This window comes from Nitrospinota bacterium (assembly GCA_027619975.1).
Classification (GTDB): Bacteria; Nitrospinota; Nitrospinia; order Nitrospinales; family VA-1; genus JADFGI01.
The window spans coordinates 1-11,978 of the sequence record JAQCGX010000051.1 but is presented as its reverse complement, the minus strand read 5'-3'; the positions used below and the strand labels follow the sequence as shown (position 1 = coordinate 11,978).

At 48.2% G+C, this 11,978-nt stretch carries 9 protein-coding genes; 2 read left to right on the top strand and 7 right to left on the bottom strand.

What is annotated here, in order from left to right:
- Window positions 1-104: 104 nt before the first annotated feature.
- Window positions 105-572 (bottom strand): hypothetical protein, encoded by a 468-nt coding sequence (locus O3C58_13390; GenBank protein ID MDA0692846.1) that lies wholly within the window; start codon window positions 570-572, stop codon window positions 105-107.
- Window positions 573-921: 349 nt separating this feature from the next.
- Here O3C58_13390 and O3C58_13385 point away from each other — a divergent pair, with 349 nt between their 5' ends.
- Both O3C58_13385 and O3C58_13380 read left to right on the top strand, forming a co-directional pair.
- The gene (locus tag O3C58_13385) at window positions 922-1,281 is read left to right on the top strand and encodes a hypothetical protein (GenBank protein MDA0692845.1); all 360 of its coding nucleotides are present in this window, start codon (window positions 922-924) and stop codon (window positions 1,279-1,281) included.
- A 355-nt stretch (window positions 1,282-1,636) separates the two neighbouring features.
- The gene (locus O3C58_13380) at window positions 1,637-2,038 is read left to right on the top strand and encodes a twin-arginine translocase TatA/TatE family subunit (GenBank protein ID MDA0692844.1); all 402 of its coding nucleotides are present in this window, start codon (window positions 1,637-1,639) and stop codon (window positions 2,036-2,038) included.
- 34 nt (window positions 2,039-2,072) lie between these two features.
- Here the strand turns inward: O3C58_13380 and O3C58_13375 are convergent, their stop codons facing one another.
- From O3C58_13375 to O3C58_13350, 6 genes are all read right to left on the bottom strand, one after another.
- Window positions 2,073-3,068 (bottom strand): lysylphosphatidylglycerol synthase transmembrane domain-containing protein, encoded by a 996-nt coding sequence (locus O3C58_13375; GenBank protein MDA0692843.1) that lies wholly within the window; start codon window positions 3,066-3,068, stop codon window positions 2,073-2,075.
- A gap of 117 nt (window positions 3,069-3,185) precedes the next feature.
- Window positions 3,186-4,376, bottom strand: coding sequence for an NADH dehydrogenase (quinone) subunit D (gene nuoD / locus O3C58_13370; protein MDA0692842.1), 1,191 nt, complete (start codon window positions 4,374-4,376; stop codon window positions 3,186-3,188).
- A gap of 49 nt (window positions 4,377-4,425) precedes the next feature.
- Complete coding sequence (locus O3C58_13365) at window positions 4,426-7,056, bottom strand: molybdopterin-dependent oxidoreductase (GenBank protein MDA0692841.1); 2,631 nt, start codon at window positions 7,054-7,056, stop codon at window positions 4,426-4,428.
- Window positions 7,053-7,622, bottom strand: a complete 570-nt coding sequence (locus tag O3C58_13360; GenBank protein MDA0692840.1) for an NAD(P)H-dependent oxidoreductase subunit E — start codon at window positions 7,620-7,622, stop codon at window positions 7,053-7,055. The genes O3C58_13365 and O3C58_13360 overlap by 4 nt, the downstream gene beginning before the upstream one ends.
- Window positions 7,623-8,095: 473 nt before the next feature.
- Window positions 8,096-10,387, bottom strand: a complete 2,292-nt coding sequence (locus O3C58_13355; GenBank protein MDA0692839.1) for a tetratricopeptide repeat protein — start codon at window positions 10,385-10,387, stop codon at window positions 8,096-8,098.
- A 23-nt stretch (window positions 10,388-10,410) separates the two neighbouring features.
- On the bottom strand, window positions 10,411-11,646 hold the full coding sequence (locus tag O3C58_13350) for an ammonium transporter (GenBank protein MDA0692838.1): 1,236 nt from the start codon (window positions 11,644-11,646) through the stop codon (window positions 10,411-10,413).
- Window positions 11,647-11,978: the final 332 nt, after the last annotated feature.

Sequence of the window (11,978 nt, the reverse complement as noted above, 5' to 3'; positions counted from 1 at the left end):
CCTTTCCAGCCTGTCCGCACGGGCTGCCCATGCCACTGACACAAGAAATCCTTGTACAATGTTCGATTTCCTGTAATAAACTAATTTTTAGAGATGCCTTTAAGTCAGTCCAATCGGACACGGCTCACGCGCGTCAAAGTTTTTGAAGTTTTAATGGCGCGTGCACCTTCAGTTCCAATTCGATTTCTGAAAAGGTCCAGGGTGGTCAACTGGCCCAGGTTTTCAGAACCCGCAAGGAACTTGGCCCCTTCTTCCCCAATACGGTTAAATTTGAGAATGAGCTGATCCAGCTGGGATAGGGTTTTAGACTCAGCCAACGTCTGGGCGCCTACGGCGGTAATATTATTGGATTTCAAGTTCAACACTTTTAACTTGGTCAAGAAAGGGGATTCGCAAAGGGCCGCGAGCCCTTCATCACTGATGTCGTTTTCCCCCAACTCTAAATTTATCACGGTGGCGAGAACTTCTAAATTTGCCAGTTTCTTTATGCCCTCATCGCCAATTTTCTTAGCCTCCAGGTTCAGGGTGATTTTATCAATGAGGTTTTTTTGGACGAGTTCTTCAATTTCCATTATCGGACCGGAAAAATTGATATCATTATTTTTTTTAAGTTTCTGAATTTCATCAGGTTGGATTTATATTAAACCCAATCGAATTTAGGGTCAATTTTTTAAGGTCCTATTGCTGTCACATCAGCCGGGGTTCAAGCAATTTTTTAATCTGGTTGTGGTTGGCGAAGGTATTGAAACATTTGATTGATGTTAACTCCTAATGACGTTTTCCGTTTCAGGTTGCCACAAAGTGAGAGAACCGTATTTAAATAAATGTTTGCAAGAAATAGGGAAAATGATAAGTTTATAAATATGGTACTGATACATCTGGGAGGGGAAATTTTCCACTAATTTTTGGGAGTCCATGGTAATGAAAAAACTACTCGTAGTTTTAATAGCGCTTGCTTTCTTTTTGGTCCCTCTAACCGCAATTGCCGGTGAAGGCCCAATGAAACTGCCCGCAGGAGCCAACGCGGAAGCCGACAGACATAACGAAGAAGGAATCATGCATTGGGGCGAAGGGCATTATGATGTGGCCTTGAAACATTTCCAGGCGGCTTCAAAAATCGACTCCAGTCTAGGAGAGGTCCATTTCAACGAAGCCATTTGTCTGGATAAGCTGGGAGATCATAAGAGCGCCACCATGCATTTTAAGGCAGCCAAAAAGAACGCCAAAGGCAATGAAAGTATTTTGAATTCTGCAATTCTCAATGGTCATATTGGCCATTAAGTAGATTCAGGCGATTCCTGTAAATTTACATACATGTTTAGATAACGGCAAACCCCGTTTATGAGGTCGGCAATTTGATTTGCCGGCCTCTTTTTTTGTTTTCTTTTGATTTAACAATTGTTACGTGATTGTGAGTGGGCCTACATCCCTGAAAAGCATCTTATTTAGGCGATGAATGGGGTTTGAGTTGGACGATAGGCTAATTGATTCCAATATTACGAAAATACAGCGCAGTAGATTCCCGGTGAGGATATTTCTTGTCGGGAAAATCCGGGGATAATATTGTGTTTTTCCTGTCATTTTCTGATAGACTACCGGAAAATTCACCGCAAATCGGCTATAGGAGATATCTACCATGATGGGCATAGGCTTTCCTGAATTGATGATCATTTTAGTCATTATCATGATTATTTTTGGTGCTGGTAAACTTCCTGAAATTGGCAATGCTTTTGGGAAAAGTATCAAGAATTTTAAAAAGTCCATGAAAGAAGCAGAGGAGGAATCTATAGATGATTCCAAACCGGCCACTTCAGCCGAACCTGCTGAGAACCCGGCTTCAGCGACAACTCAGCAAGCGGCCAAAAAAGAAGAAGAGATGATCGACGAGGCCGCCGCAGAAATTAAAGAGAATCGGATTGGCACCATCAGGACCCCCCACGATGGATTGGTTCAGCAGGGGGATGTTTTTACGGACTCCATGAAACGAACTCCGGGTGGCAGGGGAAGAGACCGCGGAGTTTCGCGGGATGTTTTTTAGGCATCCTTGAAAATGAGGCGGGAACAGCGCCTTTCTAGATTTCGGGTTGGACTTTGGGGGGTTTAAAAGCCAGAGTCCAACCCAGCAACAAGCCCGCCGAGACCCATATTATTTCCTTGATTCGGCGCACGAAGGACACGGCCAACCCTAAGTCCGGCGTCAAACCCATAGCAACAAAGATGAGGATCAGTCCTCCCTCCTGGGCTCCCAGACTCATGGGAATGAAAAATGACCCGACCCGGACTAGTTGGATCAAGGCTTCGATGACCCACAACTCCTGAAAACTTGGATCATAGCCAAGATAATGTAAGGCCAGATACAATTCCCCCAAACCCACCACCCAGCCGACGAGCGCATAAAAAATGGAGAGCGCGATTCTCCCCTGATACTCTTTGTAATACGCCGACATCAATGTGTTCAATACCTGCAAGTGATTCAGGAAACTATGTTCCTTGTGCTTTGGAAACAGCCGGCCCACCCAGGAAGCAAGGACCCCTAACATTCCTGTAACCTGAAACAAAAAAAACAAGAAAATCAGGGTAGTGAACACGACCATTCCGACGAGGCTGATGGTTTTGAACTCTCCCGTAACGATTTGAGAGTTTAAAATCAGATAAATCCCAGGGATGAAAAATATGATGAGGGCGGTCAAGAAGGTTGTTCGGCTGAGGACCAGGGAAGCCAGCCCCTGTTTAAACGTAAACTGGTAAAAATCTTTTAAGAGCTGAGCCTTGACAGGTTCTCCTCCCACTGTTCCGAGGGGGGTTATGATGTTGTAGGATTCGCCGATTTGCCGAATCCGCCATAATGGCAACAAATTCAAACGGCAGGCTTGCTCAGGATGAAAGGCATAGCGCCAGGCAATGGTATCTATATAGGTGACCAGAGCATAGACCCCCATGATAAGGACAAAGCCGAAGCCTACGTCCGCAAGCATTTTCAACACCTGGGACACATCAACGAACTTCAAGGACCATATGAAAAACCCTAGACCGGCAAGGAGAAAAGAGAATTTTAAAATTTTTGCCATTGGCAAGGGCAGGGGGGATGATTTGTTAAAAAAAGAACGCCTTAGAAAATATGATTTTCAGCAGACAATTTTATTTTGCGTGAGAGGGGAGGAACAGCTCCAGGGAGAAAAACCAGGTTAACGGTCGCACTCGCCCCCGATCATATTGATCATATCAAAAGTGGGGATGATATCAGCGAGCATTCCGCCTTTACAAATCTGCTCCATCGCCGCAGTCATCGTGAAGCTCGGGGGGCGTACTCGGCATTTGTAGGGTTTTCCGGACCCATCACTGACGAGGTAGAATCCCAGTTCCCCGTTGGCGGCTTCTGTTGGAAAATAGACTTCGCCGACAGGGGGTTTTAAGCCGTCGATGATCATTTTGAAATGAGCGATCATCTCTTCCATGCGGGAATAGACATCGGGTTTGGCCGGAGCCCTCATGTAAGGGTTAGCCACGTTGATGGGGCCTTCCGGCATATCCTTCATGGCTTGTTTGATGATGCGCATGCTTTGCTTGATTTCTTCCATGCGAACCAGATAGCGGTCGAAATTATCTCCGGTGGTTCCCAGGGGAATGTCGAAGTCGATGCGGTCATACACCAGGTAAGGGTGGTTCTTGCGGACATCGTAATCCACTCCGCAGGCGCGCAGGCAAGGGCCGGTGAACCCCCAGCTGATCGCATCTTCCGCCGAGATGCCCCCTGTGTCCCGCATTCGGTCCAGAAAGATGCGGTTTTTGGTGAGCAGTTTGTCCACATCGTCGAACAAAGAATCCAGTTTTTTATAAGATGCCTGCAAGTCCTCGGCAAATCCCGGAGGGAGGTCGCACATCAGCCCGCCGATCCGAATATAATTGGATGTCAGTCGGGCACCGCAAACTTTTTCCAGCAGGTCCCAAACGATCTCTCTTGCTTCCACAAAATAAATGAACGCTGTCAACGCACCCAATTCCAGCGCCGCCGCGGCGATATTGGTGTAATGATCCGAGATGCGGGCCAACTCGTTGGTCACCACGCGGATGTAATTGCACCGATCCGTGGCTTCAATGCCGCAAAGTTTCTCAACCGCGAGTGCATAGCCGATGTTGTTCATAATAGCCGAACAATAATTCAGCCGGTCGGTATAGGGGAAAACGTTTGAGTAGGTCACGCTTTCGCACATTTTTTCAAATCCACGGTGCAGATACCCGATCTCAACCTCCATATTCACAACCGTTTCCCCATCCAGGGTCAACAAAAACTTAACGGTTCCGTGGGTGGCCGGGTGAGAGGGCCCCATGTTGAGGACCATGTGATCGGTATGCAGTTGTTCTTTTAAATCAGACATGAGCAGTTTTTTGTTTAATTACTTGATGAAAAATATTTTGGATAAAGCATCAATCTGCTTTGGAAATTTTGATGGATACCAAACCTTCTTCCCCGTTTCTTAGTAGATGCACGGGAACATCAACCCAGTTTTTTGGAATATAAACCATGCCTCGGGTGGTCACGTAGCTTAGCTTAACAGGAACTTCCACTTTTGCATTTTTAGATTCGACGACGATTCGATCCCCATCCTGGAGACTCAAAGCCTCGGCGTCTTCAGGATGCACTTCCGCGAAACATTTGGGCCCGACCTCCACCAGCGCCTTGGCATGTTGACTGTAACTGCCGATATGGAACATGTGGTTGTTGGTTTGCAGGCGGTAAGGATAGCCATCCGCTGAAGTGGTATCTTTATAGGCCTGACCGATCTGAAACTCCGGTTTTGTTGCAAAACCTGAGGCTGACCATTGCTTTGAATCGTCTCCCGGCAGAGTGCCCTTGTAAAAGGGAACGGCGCGTTCAATTTCCTCCTGAACCTCTTCAACGGTATTGTGCTTGAAGGGTTTGCCCACAGCATCCGCGATATCGCAAAATATGTCGAGGTCCGGTTTCGACATTCCCTGGGGAAGCGTTGCCGCCTTCACACGTTGGACGTGCCTCGTCATATTGGTGAAGGTCCCGTCCTTTTCCGCAAACGAGACGGTGGGAAGAATGATGTCGGCCATTTTAGCCGTTTCGGTCATGAACACATCCTGCACCACCAGAAAGGGGACGGTCTGCAGAGCCTTCTTGACGAGAGCCGATTTATAATAAGAATGTATCGGATCTTCTCCGGCGATATACAATAATTTGAGGGAGCCATTGGCGCAGTTTTCAAATAATTCGCGGGCCAGATTCTCTTTCGCGGGTTTTAAAGTTTCTCTTTCCCATTCTTTGGACAGGGTTTCCAAAGCCGCCGGGTCCTCTGCGGATTGATATCCAGGCAGAAACTCCGGGGTGACGCCCATGTCGTTCACTCCCTGGGAATTGCAGTGTTCTCTCGGTGGGTAGATGCTGATACTGCCTTCTCCCCCATGCTGAACCAAGAGGGACAAGTTCAACAAGGCGTTCAGAATATCCTGTCCCTGTCCGGTGTCCAGAATGTCGTTGCCTATAAGAACGAATCGATCCGCTTTTTTGGCAAACTGCTTCGCGGCCTGAATGAGAATTGCATCGGATATCCCGGTCATTTTTGCAGAACCCTCGGCGCTATAGGGTGCTAGAGATTTGACCAGGGCATCGAAATTTGGCACAGCGGCTTTGGCTTTTGCCAGGTCGATTAGTTTTTCGTCGAGTATGATTCGGATCAGTCGATTGACAACCGCCAGATCCGCTCCATGCGTGAATGTCAGGCGCAGGTCACACTGAGCTTCGTTATTGAAGACCACGTCCCTGGGGTTGGCGATGATGATGTCCGTGTTGGTGAATACGGCGCCCTTGCGGATTGAGTTGCCACCTACGGGATATTCAGAAGGAAGATCCGAATTGAAAATGAGCACCACATCCGCATGTTCTAACTCGGTGATCGGCTTGGATTCGATACCACCTTTGAAACAATCCAGCATGAACTGGTTGATATAAGGCGCTCGAAGATGAGCCAGATTGGTGACCTGGTTGGAGCCGAACTGATTGCGGAACAGCTTTTGGAAAAGGTAATTTTCCTCGTTGGTCAATTTTTCAGACCCGATCCCCGCGATACTTTCCGGGCCGCTCCTGTTGACGGTGGATTGCAGCCGCTCGGCGATGGTCTGAATGGCTTCGTCCCAACTGATTTCTTTAAATTCGCCGCCGTAATTCATTAGCGGAGACTTAATTCTGTTGTCATTGTGGATGATGCCGTGACCAAACCGGCCCTTGGCGCAGAGATTGCCTTCGTTGATGCCAACGTCGTAATCTTCGTCCGCCTCGATACGGAGGACTTTGCCTTTTTTGGTTTGCAACTTGAGGGTGCATCCCCAGGAGCAATAGTTACAAGTGGTGTGGGTATTCGTGTACATGGCGGCCAAACCTCGCGCCTCTGACGTCATATCCATGAGTGCGCCGGTCGGGCAGACGGTGATGCATTGCCCGCAGAACTCGCAATCCAGGGGTTCGTCATTGGCGGTGCCAATGCCTACCTTCATGCCTCTTTTGTGGAAATCAAGAGCCTGAACCCCTTGAGTTTCGTCACAGGCACGGACGCACAGTCCGCACATGATGCACCGATTCATATACAATTCGATGATGGGGTTGCTCTTGATGCTCGGTTCATTGCGTCGGTTGATCTCAAACCGGCCATTGTATAACTTGAGGGTGTCGGTATTGTCTTGTAGAGGGCAGACTCCGGATTTATCACAGATAGGACAGTCCAGGGGATGCTCCACCAACAGCATTTCCAGGCAGGCTTTATTATAGCGGTTGGTTTCATCCGTGTTGGTTTTAACTTCCATGCCTTCAGCTACGGGATGAGTGCAGGAATAGACCAGTTCTTTTTCCCCGTCGGTGACGGTTTCCACCATACAGGTTCGGCAGGCCGCGAAAGGTTTGAGTTTTTTGTTGTAGCAAAGGTTGCTCACCTCGAAGCCATTTTTTTTAGCGGCTTCCAGAATCACTGTGCCTTCAGGGGCAGTGACATCTTTGCCATCAATTTTCAGGTTTATGGTTTTTTTGACGACGGTGCTCATTCAGACGTTATCTCCTCAGCCTCTGCCACGGGCGCATCCTCTTCAAGCTTGTAGCAACCCAGCATTGGCAGTGTTTGTTCAGGATCAATGGTTCCGTAAGTATCCTCCCCGATGATGGCCATGGGGGCCGCTCCGCAGTTTCCGAGACAGGAGGCGGTTTGCATTGTAAATAGCTTGCTCTTGTCCGTATCACCGGGGCGGATATGATATTTTTCGTAAATTTTATTGGCGATGATCTCTGCTCCTTTGACAAAGCAGGCCGTGCCATAACAGAGTTTGATAATGTATTTTCCAGGCTCGGTGATCATGAGCTGGGGATAGAAAGAGATGATTCCGTAAATTTCCGCGCGAGAAATCCGCAACCTGGCCATCAGGAGCTTGATTACCGGATCAGGGAGAAAACGGTAGGCATTCTGGATTTTCTGCAGGGTGGGAATGAGATATCGCCTGCTATTAGGCGTATCAGGAATCTGGCTGATAACTTCCCTTCCCGCAGCCAGATCTATCGGCTTTTCTTCTTCCTCGGGGCTGGTATCAGTTGCTAGTGCCGTATCGTTGGTTTCCATAAGTACCACTCTTTTATAAGAGAGTTAATTTAGTATTATAAAAGATTTCCGGGGTGAGACAGCGATATTAAAATCATTGTCCTCACGAGTTTAAACGTTCATTTTTCCGACGCTCTTCCACTGACTACGGGGTTGAGGGGGAAGTATAAAGGTATCGTTTATTTTATGTCAACTTATTTATTGCTTCGACAATAAGCGAAAACCCCTTTGTTTTGAAGGCTCTGAATATTGATTTGGATTGAATTAATATCTCAAGGGTTCTTCGCTGGAAAGCCTTTCCTGCTCGGCGTTTCTTGTTTTCCGTGACCGGCCTTTTCGGTTACGGGACAGACACTTTTCAAACCAATGAGATGGAATATAATCAGTAGAAACCCACGGGCGATCCCCTTCCTGGAACCTTATGGTTAATCTGTTTAATTTATGGGGTTTCTTCGATCATTGGTGCGGCCTCAAAATTCCCGTTAAATCGAATTCTAGGGAGTGATGATAATCACCGGCTGGTTCGATTTTTGGGTTTTGGAATGGTTTCTTTCATTTTTTTTCTGTATATCGCCGTTCAACATTCTTTTAGCCATTCCCAACCTTTCCTGTGCGCCGCTATGGTTGGGGTTTAAACGGATGGCTTCCTCGAACTGACGGGCCGCTTCCTTGAAATTGTATATTTCCCCCAATGCCCATCCCAGGTTGAAATAGGCATCGGCATTGGCGGGGTTCAATTGAATGGCCTTTTTAAGGGGAGTGATCGCCTCTGAGGGACGGTTCATTTCCAGAAATACCCACCCCAGGCTGGAATAGACATCGGCAAATTCAGGGTCGATTTGCATGACCTTATTATATTCTGCAACCGATTCATCGAAGCGCCCAAGCAAATCGTAGATGAGGCCCAGTTTATAGTGAGCCTGGACATGATCCGGGGCAATTCGAATCACCTCTTTGAAATCCTGAATGGCTTGCTCATGGTTTTCGAGCAAGGTGTGAATGGAACCCATGTTTACATATCCATTCAAATAGTGTGGGTCCAGATGGGTTCCTGCCTGAAATATTTTGACCGCGTCATCATAACGTTTTAATTCCACAAACACGGCTCCCAGCCGGTTGTAGCCCTCCAGGAAATCGGGTGTCAGGTCGATCGCCGTTTGCAGCGGCATCACAGCACTCTCGAACTGGCCCGATTGCGCGTAAGCCATTCCCAGAAAATATTGAGCTTTGGAAACTTTGGGAGCGATTTGGATGGATTTTTCCAGGTGGGGCAGGGCCTCTTGGTAGCGGCCCTGTTCACTGTAGGCGATCCCCAGGCTCAAACGAGTCAACGGGTTGACGGGATCGGTCTGAACGGCCTGGTTTAAGGGCTGGATGGCTTCCTTGTATTGTTTCAGGCTCACATAGGCAAATCCCAGTTCGTTTTGGGCGTTCGGATATTTTGGGTTCAGTTTGATGGCGGCTGTTAACGGGGCGATAGCCTCCTGATACTGTTGCAGTTCGATGAGGGTGAACCCGAGATTGTATTGGACTGCCGCAAATTTTGGATTGAGTGCAATCGCCATTTTAAAGGCATCGCGTGCGGGTTCGTACCATTTTAGTTTGAGATAATTTTCTCCCAATCGTTCGTGAGCCGTCTTGTATTTTGGGTTGATTTTAAGCACTTGTTTGTAGGCGTCCGCCGCCAGATTATAGCGTTTCATGTGCTCATGTATATTTGCCATGTTATAGTACGCGCGGCTATTGTTCGGTTGGACGCGCACCACCTCACTATAATTTTTTAGCGCTTCGGAATATTGTTTTAACTTTTCGTAAAGCCAGGCGATTTGAAAGTAGGCGGCGGCGTAATCAGGGTTCCATTTAATCGCTTCTTTAAAACTTTTGAGGGCATTGGATGTTTGCCCCAGATTGGCGTGGGCTTGCCCCAGCTTGAAATGTGCGACGGGGTCACGATATTTGATTTTGGCCAGTTGTCGAAATGCTGCGAGGGCTTTTTTGTGATCCTTTAGTTTTTGGTAGGCTTGCCCCAGGGCATCGTAAGCCTTGTCGTCCCTGGGGTTGATCAAGAGAGCGGACTTGAGCGGGGCCAGGGCATCCTTGTAATGCCCGGACAGGATGTGGGCTTGTCCGATTCCCGTGTAGGCCTCATGAAAACCGGGGTTGAGTTCAAGAGCATCCTGAAAAGCGGCGATTGCCGGGCCATATTTTTTCATGGCCAGGTAACTATGGCCCAGACCCAGATGCGCTTTAACGTATAGAGGGGTTGATTCCAGGGTTTCTTTAAATTCCTGGATGGCTTTCTCAGGCTGGCCGAGAGCGATATAATAGTACCCTAGAGTGAAATGCGCCGCCGCCAGTTCCGGTTTTAAGCCAATGGCAATCCTTAAAGGTTCGAGAGCCTTTTTACATTTGTCCAGCTTGCTGTACACCCAACCCAGGCCGTATTGACCTTCCGCATAGTTGGGATCGAGGCGGGTCGCTTCCAGATAGGCCGCTTCGGATTCCGAAAAACGCCCAAGCTCGCCATAACTGCCGCCAAGGCCATGATAGGCGGCTGAAAAAATAGGCTCGAGACGCAGGGTTTCTTTGAATTCCGTAATAGCCGCATCATAGAGTCCCAGAGTCTGATAGATCTGCCCCAGGGCAAAATGGGGAGCGTAATCCTTCGGATCGGCCACGATGGCTTTTTTATATCCCTCAATCCTGTCCTCAAAAGCCTGCGCGGGCAGGGCGATACCGGCGATCAGACAATAGAGGCATAGAGCGGCTATCCAGTGAAGTTTCATGGCTCCTCCTCTTAAGAGATTGGTCACATGAACCGCGCCGAAATGTCTTCAGGGTTGGCCTCCAGGTGATGAATGGTGAGGTCGGACCCTCGCATTTCTTCCTCTTTGGAGAGACGGATTCCAAAAGTCGCATCCAAAACTTTGTAAACGGCAAACCCAAATCCCAGAGAAATAGCGATGGCGATGATGGAACCGACGGTTTGAGCGATCAGGCTGACGCCGCCCATGCCTCCCAAAGCTTCCTGACCAAAAATGCCGCAGGCAATCCCGCCCCAGGTCCCGGAGATGCCATGCAGGGGCCAAACGCCCAACACATCGTCGAGCTTCAGTTTCTCCTGTTCCCAGGTGAATCCCTTAACAAAGATAATAGCGGCAATTCCGCCTATGACAAAAGCGCCAATGGGATGCACTTTATCCGACCCGGCACAAATGGCAACCAACCCGGCCAGGGCTCCGTTGTGAATGAAGCCGGGATCGTTTTTCGATACGATCAGAGCCACCAATATGCCGCCCACCATGGCGAACAGGGAATTTACTGCCACAAGACCGGAGATGCCGTCCATGGTCGCGGCAGACATCACGTTGAATCCAAACCATCCGACGCAAAGCATCCAGCTCCCGAGAGCCATGAAAGGAACACTGCTGATAGGAAGGGGCCTGCTTCTTCCCTTAGAATCCCAGCGGCCTATTCGGGGGCCTAAAACGATGACGGCCGCCAGGGCGATCCAGCCGCCAAAGGAGTGCACCACCACCGACCCCGCGTAATCGTGAAATGGGATTCCTCCGGAAATTCCTGCCAGCCAGGAACCCTCCTGCCCGAGAAAGTTGATCTGTCCCCAAACCATGCCCTCAAACAAAGGGTAGGCAAAGGCCACGAAAATTCCTGCGGCCAATGCCTGGGTCCAGAATTTGGAGCGTTCCGCGATGCCACCTGAGATGATTGCTGGAATCGCTGCGGCAAAGGTCAGTAAAAAGAAAAAATGGACCAACTCGTATCCCTGATTAGTCCCTACCAGATCGGGGGCGGATCTAAAAAAGGTAACGCCATAAGCGATGCCATAACCGATGGTGAAATAAATAACTGTGCACACGGCAAAATCAGAAAGGATTTTTACCAGGGCGTTCACTTGATTCTTTCTGCGTACCGTTCCCACTTCCAGAAAAGCAAAACCACCGTGCATGGCAAAGACCATGACCGCTCCCAACATCATAAATAAGACATCGCCACTGTTGCCGAGTGTAATTATTTCCTTCTCCATTATATATTTCCTCCTTCGATCGGAACGGATGAGAGGATTCGCTTCGCTACGGAAAATCCTGTTCCTGATTTATTTATAAAAAAATACCCCAGCCTTGCGAAATCAAAAGATACTAAATCTGAATTTTATTTAATTCTCGTTGCAAACAATAGTAAATTTTGGGCACAGCTTCAAGTATTTAGAATTTTAGCGAAACTATTAATAGGTAGAGGCATGAGGACATTTCGAAAAATTCAGCATGGACTATTGGTCAATCCTTAAAATTATGGGCATCTCTAAAAATTAGTTTATTACAGGAAATCGAACACTGTACAAGGATTTCTTATATTGGT